The organism is Egbenema bharatensis FJBBOT/2019 (genome assembly GCF_048077055.1).
GTDB lineage: Bacteria > Cyanobacteriota > Cyanobacteriia > Elainellales > Elainellaceae > Egbenema > Egbenema bharatensis.
Genome location: NZ_CP182236.1, coordinates 7,177,841 through 7,194,499, shown reverse-complemented (window position 1 = coordinate 7,194,499; position 16,659 = coordinate 7,177,841). Strand labels below are relative to the sequence as shown.

General features: G+C 50.7%; 15 protein-coding genes and 1 pseudogene. 7 read left to right on the top strand and 9 right to left on the bottom strand.

Annotated features, from left to right (window positions below; genetic code table 11):
• Positions 1-491 precede the first annotated feature (491 nt).
• Positions 492-2,306, top strand: coding sequence for a Calx-beta domain-containing protein (locus tag ACM1PF_RS33455; RefSeq protein ID WP_416670795.1), 1,815 nt, complete (start codon positions 492-494; stop codon positions 2,304-2,306).
• Positions 2,307-2,446: 140 nt separating this feature from the next.
• Here ACM1PF_RS33455 and ACM1PF_RS33450 read toward each other — a convergent pair whose 3' ends face one another.
• The 3 genes from ACM1PF_RS33450 to ACM1PF_RS33440 form a co-directional block, all read right to left on the bottom strand.
• Entirely contained in the window at positions 2,447-2,647 is a 201-nt protein-coding gene (locus ACM1PF_RS33450) for a hypothetical protein (protein WP_416670793.1), read from the bottom strand.
• Positions 2,648-2,998: 351 nt separating this feature from the next.
• Complete coding sequence (locus ACM1PF_RS33445; RefSeq protein WP_416676920.1) at positions 2,999-3,805, bottom strand: Rpn family recombination-promoting nuclease/putative transposase; 807 nt, start codon at positions 3,803-3,805, stop codon at positions 2,999-3,001.
• Between the two features lie 172 nt (positions 3,806-3,977).
• Positions 3,978-4,859, bottom strand: a complete 882-nt coding sequence (locus ACM1PF_RS33440) for a LysR family transcriptional regulator (RefSeq protein ID WP_416670791.1) — start codon at positions 4,857-4,859, stop codon at positions 3,978-3,980.
• Positions 4,860-5,030: 171 nt separating this feature from the next.
• Here ACM1PF_RS33440 and ACM1PF_RS33435 point away from each other — a divergent pair, with 171 nt between their 5' ends.
• Complete coding sequence (locus ACM1PF_RS33435; protein ID WP_416670788.1) at positions 5,031-5,522, top strand: redox protein; 492 nt, start codon at positions 5,031-5,033, stop codon at positions 5,520-5,522.
• Between the two features lie 129 nt (positions 5,523-5,651).
• On the opposite strand, the gene ACM1PF_RS33430 is transcribed toward ACM1PF_RS33435, so the two are convergent.
• The gene (locus ACM1PF_RS33430) at positions 5,652-6,233 is read right to left on the bottom strand and encodes a Uma2 family endonuclease (protein WP_416670786.1); all 582 of its coding nucleotides are present in this window, start codon (positions 6,231-6,233) and stop codon (positions 5,652-5,654) included.
• A 449-nt stretch (positions 6,234-6,682) separates the two neighbouring features.
• Here ACM1PF_RS33430 and ACM1PF_RS33425 point away from each other — a divergent pair, with 449 nt between their 5' ends.
• From ACM1PF_RS33425 to ACM1PF_RS33410, 4 genes are all read left to right on the top strand, one after another.
• Positions 6,683-6,976 carry a nucleotidyltransferase family protein gene (locus tag ACM1PF_RS33425; RefSeq protein WP_416670785.1) on the top strand — a complete coding sequence of 98 codons (294 nt, stop codon included), beginning with the start codon at positions 6,683-6,685 and terminating at the stop codon, positions 6,974-6,976.
• Positions 6,966-7,208, top strand: coding sequence for a HepT-like ribonuclease domain-containing protein (locus ACM1PF_RS33420; RefSeq protein ID WP_416670784.1), 243 nt, complete (start codon positions 6,966-6,968; stop codon positions 7,206-7,208). Before ACM1PF_RS33425 ends, ACM1PF_RS33420 begins: the two co-directional genes overlap by 11 nt.
• The gene (locus ACM1PF_RS33415) at positions 7,177-7,296 is read left to right on the top strand and encodes a HepT-like ribonuclease domain-containing protein (protein WP_416670781.1); all 120 of its coding nucleotides are present in this window, start codon (positions 7,177-7,179) and stop codon (positions 7,294-7,296) included. Before ACM1PF_RS33420 ends, ACM1PF_RS33415 begins: the two co-directional genes overlap by 32 nt.
• A gap of 139 nt (positions 7,297-7,435) precedes the next feature.
• On the top strand, positions 7,436-9,379 hold the full coding sequence (locus tag ACM1PF_RS33410) for a S9 family peptidase (RefSeq protein WP_416670778.1): 1,944 nt from the start codon (positions 7,436-7,438) through the stop codon (positions 9,377-9,379).
• A gap of 221 nt (positions 9,380-9,600) precedes the next feature.
• Here the strand turns inward: ACM1PF_RS33410 and malQ are convergent.
• Positions 9,601-11,107, bottom strand: a pseudogene (gene malQ / locus ACM1PF_RS33405) (4-alpha-glucanotransferase).
• A 274-nt stretch (positions 11,108-11,381) separates the two neighbouring features.
• Between malQ and ACM1PF_RS33400 the strand changes: the two are divergent.
• A complete protein-coding gene (locus ACM1PF_RS33400; protein ID WP_416670777.1) occupies positions 11,382-11,978 on the top strand; it encodes a sugar O-acetyltransferase in 597 nt (198 codons plus the stop codon).
• Positions 11,979-12,131: 153 nt separating this feature from the next.
• Here the strand turns inward: ACM1PF_RS33400 and ACM1PF_RS33395 are convergent, their stop codons facing one another.
• The 4 genes from ACM1PF_RS33395 to ACM1PF_RS33380 all read right to left on the bottom strand — a co-directional run bounded on the left by ACM1PF_RS33395 (position 12,132) and on the right by ACM1PF_RS33380 (position 16,401).
• Positions 12,132-13,670, bottom strand: coding sequence for an ammonium transporter (locus tag ACM1PF_RS33395; RefSeq protein WP_416670774.1), 1,539 nt, complete (start codon positions 13,668-13,670; stop codon positions 12,132-12,134).
• Positions 13,671-14,168: 498 nt separating this feature from the next.
• Positions 14,169-14,531: a cupin domain-containing protein gene (locus tag ACM1PF_RS33390; RefSeq protein ID WP_416670772.1), complete on the bottom strand. Its 363-nt coding sequence runs from the start codon at positions 14,529-14,531 to the stop codon at positions 14,169-14,171.
• 21 nt (positions 14,532-14,552) lie between these two features.
• Positions 14,553-14,864, bottom strand: a complete 312-nt coding sequence (locus ACM1PF_RS33385; protein WP_416670771.1) for a hypothetical protein — start codon at positions 14,862-14,864, stop codon at positions 14,553-14,555.
• Between the two features lie 301 nt (positions 14,865-15,165).
• Positions 15,166-16,401 (bottom strand): glycosyltransferase family 4 protein, encoded by a 1,236-nt coding sequence (locus tag ACM1PF_RS33380; protein WP_416676918.1) that lies wholly within the window; start codon positions 16,399-16,401, stop codon positions 15,166-15,168.
• Positions 16,402-16,659: the final 258 nt, after the last annotated feature.

Below are 16,659 nucleotides of genomic sequence, written 5' to 3'. Positions count from 1 at the left end.
TTTGTGATCTACTGATCTTGCCTGGCAGATTCAATGTCTTGGATGAATTGTCCTGAATGCAGGGGCATTTTTCTGAGCAGGACGTAATTTTTCTGAGAAATTAACAAAAACTTTGAGGATGTCCTCCGCAAAACCTCTGAGGGCATCCATCCTTTTTTCTGTTTAAAACAGAGACGGTACGAAACAGGGTTTGTGCTGTGAGCATCTCGTTGGTAAAGCAGCGTTGGGATAACAGGTTGTAAATTCATTGTCTCGCTGAAGAGTCTGCCCTTTATCCCCATCTGTTGCTTGACAACGATCGCCATCAGTCCATCATTTACCAACTAGAACTGATCACAGTTCCAGCTAATCAACCAGAGTCTGTCCTGAAACACTGAGTTACGGATTGCCAATTCGATCGCCTTTTGTTTCCTGAAGCGATCGCTCGTTTGTGCTGAAATAGATTCGGCTGAGTGTTCATCGATAATATTTATTCTTTGTTTGAGGTAGTCATGTTCACTTCAGACCCTAATTCGCATTCTTCTCAAAATCTCAACCTGAACTCGATCGCATTCCATTCATCAGGAACTGGATTATTAGATCCAATTTCTCCTCCAAGTCACCCTGCTGGTATGGGCAGCGGTTTACCTCGCTTTCGCAGTCAGAGCACCCCTGGACTGACCCTGGTGGGCGATCGCGCTAATAATGTGCTGCGCGGACGAGAGGGCAATGACATCATTCGTGGCAAAGGGGGAAATGACAAGCTCTACGGACGTGCTGGAAACGATCGATTGTTTGGCAATACAGGAAATGACACCCTGGTGGGGGGAGCGGGCGGTGATACGCTCAATGGCGGCAGTGGCAACGATCGGCTGGTGGGCAATAGCGGGGACGATCGGCTGGTTGGCGGTCAGGGGAATGATACGCTGGTCGGCGGATTGGGGAATGACATCCTATTGGGAGGGAAAGGGAAAAATCGGCTGACGGGAGGAGCCGGGCAGGATGTGTTTGTTTTAAGTCGGCAGTGGGGGAGCCGTAAGCTGGCGGATACGACGGTGATTACAGACTTTAAGCGAGGAGAAGACTCCATTCAACTGGCTGGACTGTCGTTTGATCAACTGAATGTAATTGCAGGTAAAGGTCAGCAGTCCGGTCATACGCTGCTCCAAGATCAGTCCACCGGAAACTATCTGGCCATTCTGCAAAACGTTCGTCTGAGTCGGGCGGATCTGATGTCAACGGGACTGAATCCTGCGCCGATACCCAGTCCTAATCTATCTCCCAGCCCAATACCCAGTTCAATACCCAGCCCTAATCCATCCCCCAGCCCAATACCCAGCCCTACCCCTGGAATCGGTACGCTATCCTTCAGCCATTCTTCCTATCGAGTCAGCGAAGGGGGGGGACTGGCGACAATTACCGTAACACGCACTGGAGGGAGTACTGGAAGTGTTACCGTGGGTTACAGCACCAGTGACAACACGGCAAAAGCCGGACAGGATTACCGTGCCGCTAGCGGAGTCCTGACCTTCAATGCAGGGGAAACCAGCAAGACTTTTACCGTGCCGATTCTGCAAGATGCCCTGTTTGAAGGGTCAGAAGTTTTGCGCTTAAGCTTGAGTAATCCCACCAATGGTGCAACTCTGGGTCAATCCAAAGCGTTCCTGACCATTGTGGATGATGATGCACCGACGGAAGCTCAAATTCAAAGTCGGGCTACGACTCAGATGACATCGGGTAACACGACGATTTACACGGGCTACAATCAGGTGTCTACCGGAAACGATATCGGCAATCAAGACCCCTGGGTGGCCAGTTTTACGAATGACAGACTGAACTGGTATCGGGATGATTATGAAATCACCAACGATGATAGCCGGGGAACTCATTTACTGTGGGATAACAACACGGGACTGCTCTATGCTGCCTTTACGTCTACTGGAACGCAGGGAACACCCGCCCAGGATTTCCGCCGCTTTGCCCAAAATGGTTGGCTCCGCAGCTATTCTGATTACAGTCCGGGAGGTGGCGGTGGCGGGAAAGTTGCGATTCTGGCAAAGCTCGATCCTTTGACGGGAACGGTGACGAATGCTTCTTTCCTGACTGCATTAAATGGGAATAAAACGAACTCTGTTTCGGTCAAAAGTCTGTCGCTCAACGGCAGCTATTTGTTGGTTCAGGCGGATTCTGCCTTTGCCCCTCGCAAACCCGATCGCACTGCAATGACTCGTCTGGAAGGCGTGACGGGGACTTCGCCCAACTACACGGTTGAGTTTGCCCCTGACCTGGGTTCGGTGATTCGAGCCACGTCAACCAATTATGCGTGAATGGCACTGACATAGGGGTGTATCCTATTGCATTTGCATAGTGAATCGTTTACTGGATGGATCGTTTACTGGGATGGATCGTTCACTGGCAGGCAGGCAAGATGCCTGCGCTACGGAAATCGATCGTTCTTTAACGCACTTTAACGCACCAGAACGGTCATGTATTTTCCAGTGGCAAAGGGAGCGGGAATGATTGGGGTGAACTGGACGCGATCGGTGGCAACTCGCCGGACGTATAGCTCATTCATGGTGAAAATCACCTGATCCCGCGTACCGATAATCCAAAGTTGGGCCCGCTCGTCTGGCACGACGGGCAACCGTTCGTTGAACTCTGAAGACATATTTAGTTCCTCGCTGGAAATGGCGTAAGGGAAGAAAAGCTTAAGGTGTGGGGAGTATGTTCCAGGAACAATCCCCCAGACTCCTTACTAAAACAGCGAGGCAACTGATCTTCAATACATGATCTACAATCAGCACAGCCTAGCTCTCTGATAACGCAGAGAGTCAGGTTAGCTGGTTAGGGTCGCTGGATACTTCCCTAATCAGCGTCACACCTCACCTTAAGCCGGATGGGTTGAACTGGCTCCTTCTCGTCGAAACAACCAGCATCGCAATAGCATAAGGGATACGTTTGGAGAGATCAAGCGTATCCCAATACTTTTTGATGAAATTTTAGAGGCGATCGGGTTTGGTTAATCAGTGGGCTGTTGCTGCAACCAATGGATCAAATCTGAAATGCTGGAAAAATCGAGCAGGGCTTCTCCCAACGCCTCCAGTTGAACTAATGGCAGAGCCTGGATTTGCAGTTGCACCTCTTGCGGAACTGTGCCTACTCGACGATTCAACTGCCGCAAAATTAGAGAGAGTTCTCCTGTTTGCAAAATATCTTGATAGATGATGGATTCTTGCATAAGGTCTCTCCGCAAAATTCGGTGGATTAACGCTTTTTCCAATAGTAGCCCAGCCAGGATAGCTGTTGATGCTGTAATGTTGCTTTGCAAACGCAGATCTGAAAACTGCGAGATAGCTTGAGCTACTTGCTGCAAAGTCTCAAGACGATCGCTAGTTTGACTCAGCACAGCAAAAGGCATGAGTCCTGGAGATTGCAAAAAAATTTCTGTTGGCTGTTCCCACAACCGAATGACATCAAACTCATGACGAGTCCGTTCTAAAACAAAAACATTTTGTTGCACCCGTTGTGAACGGCTTGGTTGCAGATAAATTACTACTTGTTGCATCCGCTTTTGAGGAAAACGTCGATAAACTCGCAAACGGTAATCTGCCATTCTAAAGGGTATATCTGGTCTTGGCTCTGTTTGAAATTCAATATGCAGTACGACTTGTTCGGACTGCTGCAAAATTAGAGCATCTGCTCGAATGGGTTCCAGGGAGAGTTCAGATGGGCTTAATTCAGTGAGTTCGATCGATTCTCCCAGCAGCCAAGTGCTGATGTCAGCAGAAAAATTCTCGGCAAGAAACTTGCAAACATTGTCAAACATGGTGGGATTGTAGCAGGCGATCGTTCCTGTTTCCCTTCTCTTTGATTGTTTTCCGGTTGGTGTGTATCGGGTGGGGTTGTGAATCGACACGGCAAAACAGCTCACGACTCAGTCCCGTCTAACACTGACAAGCTATTAACTCATAAGACCTTCATTGCAGATTTTCCTCAATCTAAGCCGTTTTTGCAAATATCCCCGTTCCCCGTAGCAAGTCCAAAAACGTAAACACCGTTGGCGGATGCAGCACCGTCGCCATCACTGCGGCCCCAATACTGCGCTCCAGCGGAACCGGCATCGATCGCACCTGTACACCTTCGGGAATGGGCATAGCAGCGAGTCGAGGCAGAATGGCCGCCCCTAATCCCTGCGCCACCATACTGACGATCGTGGAATCTTCTTTGATTTCGTAGGCGACCTTAAAGGACTGTCCCCACTTCTCCCAGTGACTCTGCACCACCGAAGTACATTCCCCGTAGTTCAGCAAAATAAACGAGTAGGCAGATAATTCCTCCCAGGTTAGGGTTTCTGGCACGATCGCCGACTGAGGCAGCAACACCACAAATTCATCCCTGGCAATCTCCCAGGTTTCCAGATCCTCAGACGATCGGGGCAGGGGAACCAGCCCAATATCCACTTTGCCCTCGCGTAAGGCTTGTTCCACACCCGTCGGGTCATCCTCCACCAGGGACACCTCCACATTGGGGAAGCGATGGCTGAAGCGGGCAATCAGGGGAGGCAGCAGGTGAGTGGCGGCACTGCGAAAGGAGGCAATCCGCACCCGTCCCCCTTCTAATCCTTTCGCGTGATTAATTTCATCCTCCATGTCCTCCCGCACCTGCAAAATTCGTTGAGCGTGAGTTATTACTCGCTCCCCAATCAAGGTAGGGTATGCCCCAAATCGCCCCCGTGCCAGGAGTGTCACCCCCAGTTCATCCTCCAGGGCAGCGATCGCCCGACTGACTGCCGCCTGGGAAATGTCGAGCTTCAGGGCAGCCGTCGAGAAGTTTTTGCACTCCACAACCGTCAGCAAAACCTGCAAATGAAAAATGTTCATCTAGTCGATCGATTCGATTTTGAAATAGATACAAATCGCAATCTGTTTTGATTCAATCAAACACCCAGCGTTAAGTTGGTTGGACATTGGTTAAGGGATTGAAACACACGACGATCGATTCACTGACCAATGGCTGACCCATTTTGTTGTCCCATCTACCTCTCTGCTGTCATGTTTGAACTAATTCCTTACGAGAAGTTTAGAGATACTCCTAGCGTTCGGTTTTTCGATATTACGATTCCCAACTCAAATGCCCGTGATCTGGTTTCCCATGATGGGCCAGCCACCAGTCCAAATAATAGCCCTGAAGGTTATTGGCAATTTTATCTCCACCCTAACCAAGAAGATAACCTATTGGCTCTGACGGGAGGACGAACCTTCTACTTAGTTAATTTTTCCTGGGCACAGCCCTTTCATATTGTCCGCTTAGAAGCCAACGGGGCGATCCTCCGCATTCCCCCTGGCACATTCCATCGATCGGTGTCTGACCCAGATGGTTCCCTGGTTCTGAATCAAGCTGTACGAACCGCCAGCGCCACCGTCGCCAGCGAATTCCGCGTCTACAACAGTCACGACATTCCCCGCTTAATGAAGGCCACCTCTGAAGCTTCACCACCGCCCATTCTCCACGGAGTCGATCGATCGAAGTTAAGAGCGGCTTAGGGTGAGGAGTGAGGAGTAAGTGTTGTAGCGCAGGCATCTTGCCTGCCAAAAAATCTTGAAAATTCAAACGACAAGCCATACCTCTTGTGGGGTGGGCATCCTGCCCGCCCAATCCACCAAGGCATAACCTCACCCCAACAACTCATCCACCCCAATCCTGAACCCGTGCAAAACCGATCGCGTTTTGACCTCATCCTCTGCAACAAAGATCTGGCGAGAGTCGGCTGTGATCACCATAATCCAACGCACTTCGGGATAAACCAGCCAGACTTCTTCACCACCTGACTCCAGATATTCCAGGGCTTTGGCAAGCAGGTCTTCGGCTAAATCCGTTGGCGACACAATCTCAGCCGTCAGGGGAAAACTCTGGGGCAGGACTTTGCCATCTCCGTACTGGGCAACAAGTTCGGGAGTCAAGTATGCCACATCCGGCGATCGACCCTGTTTTTGGGTGCGGCAGGGAGCCTCCGTATAGACTTCTCCCCCGGAACCATTAGACTCTTTGTAATTTCCCCAGCACCGTGCCAGCTTAGATTGAACCCGACTATGTTTCAGCGTCATCCCATTTTTCTCGACTAGTGACTCATCCACCCACTCCGTCCGCTCTGGCGGATTCTCCAGCCAATCTTCCAGAGAATGGATCAGAGGATATTTCTGAGGATGAGTTTGAGGATGATTCTGAAGTTCAACGGGTCGCTTGGATGCCACCATACAAAAATTCCCCCTACAAACTAAAGATCTTGGCAGCCAACCAGATCTGATATTTCAAGCTTCTTCATTGATTCTATGCTTTGGCAAAGTCACGAGTGTACGAACTCAATGCAGGGAACCCGATCGCTGTTAGGATTGGGCTAATTCACTGTCTAAACCACTAAACTTAATAATAAAATGCCGCACTCCCAACGACCCGCACGATTGCACTAGCAATGGCTTGAGGTGTATTCGTCTCATCACGATCGCTGAATGAGATTGCTGAATGAGACAAAGCGGGCGATCGCATCATCGAAACTCAGCGCGAAAGATCCAAAAGACGTTTTGAGGCTGACAGGCTAATTGTTTGAATGAGGACTGTATCCTGTCTAAGGTTCTCTTGACGTGGGGCGATCGGTTTGCTTGAGTTTAATCAATAGAGCTTCCAAATTCTTGTTTAGGAGAAAAAGGTGTTAAGTCAGCAGGCAGTCATACAGACCTTGGCGAATCATCAAGAGCAGCTTAAAAAGTTTGCGGTTAAGACGCTTTTACTGTTTGGTTCTGTGGCCCGGGATGAAGCCCATGCTGAAAGTGATGTCGATTTGCTAGTGGAGTTTGAGAAACCCGTAGGCTTATTCGCCTTTATTGAGCTAAAGGAGTATCTGGAAGAGATTTTAAATTGTTCTGTTGATTTAGGTACGCCCCAGTCTTTACGTCCGACTCTTAGAGATGCCGTGTTAAAGGAGGCGGTTCGTGCCTTCTAGAGGTTTTCAAGAACGCTTGCAGGATATTTTGACTGAGATTGAGGAAATTCAGCAGATGGTTACTGAGCTGAGTTTTGAAGAATTTTGTCAAGATCAACGCACTATTAAGGCAACTCTCTATAGCTTGGCCGTGATTGGAGAAGCTGCTGCGAGTTTGTTGCCAGAGGCTACAGCTTTATCCGCAGATTCCTTGGCGTCAGATGAGAGGAATGCGAAATATCACCGTACATGAATATTTTCAGGTGGATTTGTCAATCATTTGGGAAACAATCCAATCTGATTTACCTGCTTTATACGCTAGTTTGAAGCAACTGATTTAGTATGCCCTATACCAACCCACTAAACGTGAAAGTCCAGAATCCGCTTACCTGATTCCCTCCATTGAGTCATGCCCCATTTTGCTTCTATGCTCAGACTAGAAAGAGTTTGCAACGTTAGTCGATCGCTGGATTGGAATCAATGACAACTCCCCAAATTGCACCCTATGGCTCCTGGAAATCTCCCATCACCTCTGACCTGATTGTGGCGGGTAGTTTACGGCTGGGAGAAATTCGTTTAGATGGAGCTGATATTTACTGGAGTGAAGGCCGACCCACGGAAGGTGGACGAAATGTGGTGGTGCGACGATCGCCCGATGGGCAAATCACCGATGTCACTGCTGAGCAATCCTACAATGTGCGAACGCGGGTGCATGAGTATGGCGGTGGGGCTTATATCGTTGAAGGCGGTACGGTTTATTTTTCTAATTTTGCCGATCAGCGATTGTATCGGCAGACGATCAGTGAAGCTCCCGTTCCCCTGACTCCCGAAGGGGTGGATTTGCGCTACGCCGATGCGGTGCTGGATGCGCCACGAAAGCGGCTGATTTGCGTGCGGGAAGACTATACGGTCGATGAACATGAACCCGAAAATACGATCGTCTCGGTGGATTTAGACGCTACAAACGGTGGCACAGTGCTGGTGTCTGGCAGTGATTTCTATGCGGTGCCTCGCCTCAGCCCCGATGGAACTCAGCTTGCCTGGATTAGCTGGAATCATCCGAATATGCCCTGGGATGGGACGGAATTGTGGGTCGCGGAAGTTAAGGCAGACGGTTCGCTGGGTGAATCTCAATGCATTGCGGGTGGTGAAACTGAATCGATCTTTCAGCCGGAATGGTCGCCGGATGGGGTGCTGTATTTCGTTGGCGATCGCACGGGTTGGTGGAACTTGTATCGCTGGCGGGGGGGACAGGTTGAACCATTGTGTGAGAAATCGGCGGAGTTTGGCTTGCCCCTCTGGGTGTTTGGTATGACCACCTATGGGTTTGAATCATCGACCTCACTGATCTGCACCTATAGCGAAGACGGCATTGCTCATCTGGCACGGCTGAATACGCAAACGCTGGAGCTAACCGAGATTGGAATTCCCTACACCAGCCTGGGCGGTTTACGGGTGGGTGAGGGCTATGCAGCGTTCCTGGGTGGATCAGCAACTCAGCCGAGCGCGATCGTCCGTCTGGATCTGCAAACGGGGCAGGTTGATGAACTGCGGCGATCGAGTCAGTTAGATGTGGATGCAGGCTATCTGTCTGAACCAGAGGTGATTGAGTTCCCGACGGAAGAGGGACTGACCGCCTACGGATTCTTTTACCCACCCAAAAATCGAGATTACGCGGCTCCAGACAGTGAACGTCCCCCCCTCCTCGTTAAAAGTCACGGCGGCCCCACGGCAGCCACCTCTGCTGCTTTCAATCCTGGGATTCAATATTGGACGAGTCGCGGCTTTGCCATCCTGGATGTCAACTATGGGGGCAGCACGGGCTACGGGCGGGAGTACCGCGAACGGCTGAAGGACAACTGGGGCATTGTGGATGTAAATGACTGCGCCAACGGAGCTAAGTATCTGGCGGAGAAAGGGCTGGTAGATGGCGATCGGCTGTGTATCGACGGGGGCAGTGCGGGCGGCTACACTACTCTGGCGGCCTTAACCTTCCGGGATACCTTTAAGGCAGGAGCCAGTTTTTATGGGGTGAGCGATCTAGAAGCCTTAGTGCGAGATACCCACAAGTTTGAGTCTCGCTACCTGGATGGACTGATCGGCAAATATCCCGAAGAAATCCAACTCTACAAAGAACGCGCCCCCATTCATCACATTGACCAACTTTCCTGTCCGGTGATCTTCTTCCAGGGCAATGAAGACAAGATCGTTCCCCCCAACCAGGCTGAACTGATGGTGGATGCCTTAAGAGCCAAGGGACTCCCCGTTGCCTATGTACTGTACGAAGGCGAACAACACGGCTTCCGCAAAGCCGAAAACATCAAACGCACGTTAGACGGAGAGATTTACTTCTACTCCAGGGTGTTTGGGTTTGAGTTAGCGGACGAGGTAGAACCTGTGGCGATCGAGAATTTGGAGGAGTGAGGAGTGAGGAGTGAGGAGTGAGGAGTGAGGAGTGAGGAGTCAGGAGAGAAGAGAGCAAAGGAAGGAGGAGTCAGGAGTCAGGGGCCAGCAATAAAGTTTTTCTACTTCATTTTTCATCCTTTCTCTTGTGGGGTGGGCATCTTGCCCGCCCAGTCAACCAAGAGCTGAGTCCCCAATCAGGGATCTTCCCTCCCTACTCCCCACTCCCCACTCCCCACTCCCTACTTCTTCCGCTCCGGCACTCGCCCATACAACGCTGCCACATCCCGCAATTGACCTGCCACTGCATCAGTCAGGGAATCTGGATGATATCGCCAGCCCCAGTTACCCATCGGACGGCTGGGTTCATTCATCCGGCACTCTGTATCCAGCCCCAGGACATCCTGGAGGGGGACGATCGCCTGATTGGCAACAGAGCTAAAGGCCATGCGGATCAGATCCCAGTGGATGCCATCCGTGCCAAAACAGCTAAAGTAACGACGAACGCGATCCTGCTCTTCGGGCGATCGTTTGTTGAACCAGCCCACCGTCGTATCGTTATCGTGGGTTCCGGTGTAGACCACCGAGTTATGCACGTAGTTGAAGGTGAGATAGGGATTGTCTGGTTCCGAGTCAAAGGCAAAGTGCAGCACCTTCATCCCAGGAAACTCAAATTCATCCCGCAGAGCCTCCACCTCCGGCGTGATTAAACCCAGATCTTCAGCAATGATCGGTAGCTTGCCCAGATCCTCCCGCAACCGGGTAAAGAATTCCTTGCCTGGAGCCAGCTTCCACTCCCCATTGACGGCTGTTTCTTCACCCATCGGTACAGCCCAGTAAGCTTCAAACCCTCGGAAGTGGTCAATCCGCACCAGATCCACTCGCTCAAACAAGCCCTTGAAGCGTTGAATCCACCACTTAAAATCATCTTCTTCCTGGATGTAGTCCCAGTTGTAGATCGGATTGCCCCAGAGCTGCCCCGTCTCACTGAAGTAGTCTGGTGGAACACCCGCCATTAAGGACGGTAAGCCCGTTTCCTGATCCAGGCAAAATAGTTCGGGGTGGGCCCACACTTCTGCGCTGTCGTGGGCTAGATAAATGGGTAAATCGCCTAAGATCTCAATCCCTTTTTGATTGGCGTAGGCTTTAATCTCCGTCCACTGCCGGAAAAATTCAAACTGGAAGAACTTGTGATAGAAAAGCTCGGAGGCTAACTTCTGCCGCCATTGCTCGATCGCATCCGGTTCACGACGGGCGATCGACGGATCCCACTCGTGCCAGCTCACTCCATCGTGGGCATCCTTAATGGCGCGGAACAGGGCATAGTCGTCCAGCCAGTCCTTATCCTGGCAAAATTCCTCGAAGGCTTGCTTCAGGGCGGGAGTCGCCTGAGTCTGAAAGTTGTCACAGGCTTTTCGCAGTAGGGGGATTTTGGCGTGAATCACCCAGCCATAGTCTATCGTCAGGGGGAACTCAGGCATTTCGCTGAGATCAGCATCGGTTAATAACCCTTCATCCCGCAGTCGTTCCGGGCTGATGAGCATGGGATTTCCCGCATTGGAAGAGAAGCACTGATAGGGAGAATCCCCGTAGCCCGTGGGCCCAGGGGGAGAATTTGCCAGAACCGTTGTCCGGCCGCCTCCAGAAAGTCAACAAACCGATAGGCTTCTGGCCAAGATCGCCAATACCGAATCGGCTGGGGAAAGACGTAGGATGCAGCAGGATACCGCTCGATCGGGGAAAGAGCATAGCAATGTTTTAGACGAGTACAGAGGTCAGTGTAATGAAAAATTTATTTGAGTGGGTGTAGGTTCAGAATGGCTTCAGCCTACGCTTTTATTAAAGCGGTAATTTGACTCAATCTAGAATCTATCACGCGATAGGTTTTGAAAAAGTAGAGAAATCGAACAATACAATAGCCTCGGTCAGGATATCGCGTCGATATTTCCACAGAAATTTAATTAGGAATTTATATTGCAAACTTAAATTGCAAATTACAAACTTACGTGTGGGATGGCACGAAATGGACAGGGAATCTAAAACAGAAAAGCAAAAAATGCTGGCGGGAGAGCTTTACCTTGCCGCTGACCCAGAATTAGCCGCTGGTAGCAAACGGGCATTTCGCCTGCTCCATCGATATAACCAAACGACGGTGGATAAGCGCGATCGCCGGACTGAAATTCTGCAAGAACTATTTGCCCAGGTGGGTGAAAAAATTGTAATCACACCACCGTTTCACTGCGATTATGGCAGCAATATTTATCTGGGCGATCGGGTGTATATGAACTATGGCTGCGTGATTCTGGACTGCAATACGGTTCACATTGGGGATGATACGATGTTCGCGCCCTATGTCCAGATTTACACGGCCCATCATCCGGTTGATCCCACCGTCCGTTTGACGGGCAGAGAACTGGCTTCTCCCATTCGCATTGGCCGTAACGTCTGGATTGGCGGCGGGGTAATTGTCTGTCCGGGAGTCACGATCGGCGATGGTACGACCATCGGCGCAGGCAGTGTGGTGACGAAAGATATTCCAGCCAATGTGGTGGCGGTCGGCAATCCCTGTCGTGTATTGCGATCGGCAACAGAATCGGCAACATCGGCAACAGAGGAATAAGGGCATACAGCAGTAGAACCCTGACGGGTACGTTTTCCGGATGTCCCTGAAGCGCAAAAAGGGCACCGTTGTCGATGCCCCCACGATCATCATTTTCCAGAGATAGAAGTTTGAACTGCTTCTACCTCAAAATTCAGGATCCTTACAGGACGCTTAGAAATTGCTGCTAGCTGCACCCGTGGAACCCGTAGGAGTCGTCACCGAAGCACCAGAAACACCACCCGCTTCCTTGAGGAAACCGCTGTAGGCCTCCATACCGTGTTCGCCAACGTCCAGCCCGATCAGTTCTTCCTCTTCTGACACCCGCAAACCTAAGATGGACTTGAGGGCGAACCAGAAAATGGAACTCAGTACCACGGTCCAGAGTCCGTAGGTCAGAATACCAAGGATTTGAGCAATCAGTTGGGTTGCGCCACCTCCGAAGAACAAGCCAAGTTCCTGGTCAAATAGACCAACAGCTAAAGTTCCCCAAATTCCATTAACAAGGTGAACGGACGTTGCGCCTACGGGGTCATCAATGCGGATACTGTCAAAGAAGTAGACCGAGAAGACCACCAGGATGCCCCCAATCAAACCAATGATGACGGCTCCCAGGTAGGTGACACCTGCACAACCAGCGGTAATGGCCACCAAACCAGCCAGAATCCCGTTAATGGTCATGGACAGATCGGGCTTGCCCGATGCAACCCAGGACGTGACCGTTGCCGCAACTCCGCCGGCTGCCGCTGCCAGGTTCGTAGTGACAGCAATGTAAGGAACAGCTTCGTTCGCAGCCAACTCTGAGCCAGGGTTGAAGCCAAACCAGCCGATCCATAGGATCAAACATCCCAGGGTCGCAATGCTCATGTTGTGACCGGGAAGAGCCGAAAGTTGACCGTTTTGATATTTGCCGATCCGGGGACCAAGAATGGCTGCCCCCATTAAGGCGGCCCAACCGCCCACTGAATGGACAATGGTTGATCCAGCGAAATCACTGAAGCCAGCACCACCGAGGAAACCGATTTCCGAAAGCATGCCACCGCCCCAAGTCCAGTGGGCACTGATGGGATAAGCAATACCGGTGAGTAGCAGACTGAAAAGGATAAAGTCAATCAACTTGATGCGCTCGGCAACAGCCCCGGAAACGATCGTCGCAGCCGTTCCAGCAAAGGCCGCCTGGAACAGGAAGAAGACCGGAACCGTTAGGGTTGTACCGTCCAGTCCATAGGTCGCCTGATCACCCGTCAGGAACCAGCCGCCGCTGCCAGCAAAGCCCCCCCCCGCACCAAAGGCCAGGGAAAAGCCGATCGCCCAGAATGCGATTGTAGCCAGAGCAAATACAATCAGGTTTTTGAACAGGACGTTTACTGCGTTCTTTTGGCGGCAGAAGCCGGTTTCCAGCATTCCGAAACCTGCGTTCATGAAAATCACCAGAATGGCAGCCACCAGAACCCAGATGTTATCCAGGGTTGCCTGAACGCTTTCAGCTGTAATTTCTTCTTCAACTTGAGCCGAGGCCGCAATGCCCCAGACACCGACGATTAGGGCAGTGAGGGGAACACACGCCAACCAACCGATCGAAACTTGGGGGACTACACGCTTCAGCGCTTTAAACGCCTCAGAAACGTTTGGTAAGGCAGATCCCCAGGAAGCAGACCGTGCTGATTTGCTTCCCAGTTTCCTCTTTCTCTTGAGAACCAGGTTTTTAGACATCGTCAGATGTTCCTTAATCGTTGCAGTTAGCCAATAACTCTACAAGGACAGCAGAGTGTTACCGTTCGGATAGGAGGAGCAACCAATACCCTTTAGCAACCTTTCAGTCACCCTCTAAGTGCCTATCCGAGAACTCACTAGAGCTTTTGGAATCCAAAACCCCTGACGGGATTTTCGGATAGGTTCTAAGTAGGAGGGCAGGAACGTCAGATGAACCAGCCAACGGAATCATATAGCATCAATCACATTTGCTGAAAATATGCTGATGCGAGATTCAAGCAGCACTGAAAGCAAGGTATGTATCATATGAGATTTCATCAATTGATAATAATACAGTTCTGTATTCTGCTATACAATTCACTGCTTTGCCTGGTAGAGTAGTGCACATCAATTTCGAGTGAACCTGGCAGTACAAAAGGGTTTTCAGGTTTTTGTCCAGCCAATAAACAATTTAAATAGATTTCATTTCTTAATTATTCTTCAAACACGAAAAAGTGTCTAAGGATACACTGTTTCATCTTCCTTACGCCAGGCTGGATCAACAATGCACAGGAAAACGAGGGGAATCGTGCCGTTGTTGTGGATATATTGCATCGCATCGGGAGGAATGTATATCGCATCTCCAGGGGCAACTGGCTGGGTTTCTTCATCGATATGCATTTCTCCAGTTCCCTCCAGGATGTAGTACACCTCCGAGGTGGTGAGGGAGTGGGGGATGGAGGTTTGCCCAGGGGGAACGATCGCATGGGCCAGGCTATACCGCAGGGCGATCGGTTGTTTGTCGGGATGCAGCAGTTCGCGCAATTGGGTACCGTCTCCAGCAATAAATTCTGGACAATCGTTGAGGTTTTGAATTAGCACAGTGCTGATCTCTTGCTAGGTTTAATCTTGATGGGGTGCGATCAAATAGCCAGAATTTTCTTCATAATCTACGCAATCAATTGCCTCAGTGGAAAGAGCTTTGTAGGGATGGACGGGGCATTTCAAGTGATAGTTATCGGTGAAAAAACGGCACTTTGAACAGGGAATTTGATGCATGGTTTGGGCACTACTGACTCCATCTCGCAGAGCAGCCCAAATGTTCCAGCACAACAACAAAACGATCGTCCAGGCAGAAACAAAGCAGATAGGAACAAAGAGCGGTTGGAGGGCGTGAACCAGCCAGTAGAGCGAAAGGTGAGCAAGGTGAAACATGAATAGTCCAGGGAAAGTTTCAGCAGGTCTTTCAGGAATAAGGTCTTTCAGGAATATCATTGACTGTAATCCCTAAGCCTGTCTATTTTTCGTGTATTTTTGTTAAAAACCTAACGAACATTTTGTCAGGGATTTTAGATTCTAAAAACGTTAGCGGGTTAGGAGTATCCCACCGATGTCAACCGATCGTCTGTAGCGCAGGCATCTTGCCTGCCAGTAAGATATCCATAATTTAATCTCCAGAAGGGGCGCACTGCTGTGCGCCCGTACAGAAAAAATCGGAGTTATTTAATTTGCGTCCCTAAGCAGTGATCCACTCCTTCAGCCAGGCTAAATGTTGCGGTAGTAGATCACTGAGGCGATAGGACTCTAAAATCGTTTCCCGCGCTTTTTGCCGCAGGGATGCCATGCGATCGGGGTGATCTAGTACTTCAATGATGCGCTCGGCAATGCGATCGGGCTTAAAGAAATCGACCAGCAAGCCGTTTTCCCCTTCTTGAATCATTTCCAGAACGGGGGGTGTATTGGAACCGAGCACCAGGCATCCGGTGGCCATGGCCTCCAGCATCGACCAGGACAGCACAAAGGGATAGGTCAGGTAAACATGAACAGAGGAAGCCTGTAGAACCTTCAGATGGTCGCTGTAGGCTAAATAGCCCGTGAAGTGGATGCGGGACAGGTCGAGGGGCAACTGTTCCAGCATTACCTGCTTGTAGGTTTTGCCATCGGGTAATTCTCGCCCATAGGCCACCCGATTCTCACCAACGATTACGACATGGCAATTGGGACGACGTTTTTGTAGTAGGGAAACCGCCTGCATGAATTGTGGGAAGCCCCGGTAGGGTTCCATGCCTCGCGCTACGTAGGTGATCAGTTCATCGACTTCAGAGAGGTTAATGCCCAGATCGGGTAAAACTAGCCTGGCTCCGGGATTTGGCTGGAAGAAGTCAGTATCTACCCCATCATGGAGGACCTTGAGCTTCGATCGAAATTCGGGTGGAAATTGCTGCTGTTGCCAGCGAGTGGGCGTAAGTCCCTGATCGCAGCTATACAGATCAAGCAGAATCGGTGAATTCTTGATCCGAATTCGGGCTTCATCATCGGCATTCAGAGGGTTGGCTGGATCAAAGTCGCTGTCTGAACCGTGGGCCCGGTAGAACCACTCGAAGTAACACAGGAGTTTGGCTTTGGGTAAGGCATCTTTGATAAACAGCGTTGGACCCCAGCCGGAATGGCCATACACCAGATCGGGAACGAAGCCCTCGTCTTTAAGCTGCTGAAGGATGCGATAGACGGCTTGCCCTTGCAGCACGGCACCTTCCAACGATCGCACATAATGATGGGTTTCGGGATGGGGTTCTCGGTTAGGGGTATACAGGATTTTTTTCACCCCGGCAATCGAACCTTCCTCGCGGGTTGTGCCGTAGACAATTTGATAGTTTGGATCGCTGCTCAGGGTGGTGGCCAGATGACGGAACTGGGCCGGAAAGTTGGGATGCAGGAACAGAATTTTGGTGGGATTTTTCGCCCGTTTAATCTGCTTTTTCTTGGATTTGGGTTGAAATCCCCGTCCCGATCGTTGGCTGGTCGATGATTGTTCTCTGGTCGATCGATCGCCCACTACAACCCCCTTTCCAGTAGGGGTATCCGGTTTGTCTGGCTGCTCCTCTGCCTCTAGCTCCTCTGCCTCTAGCTCCTCTGCTTCCGGCTCAACGATCCCATCGGCTAACCTGATATCAGTTTCCGCCATTGCTGTGGACATTGCTGGCGATAGGGTGTCCAGCGACGTATCGTC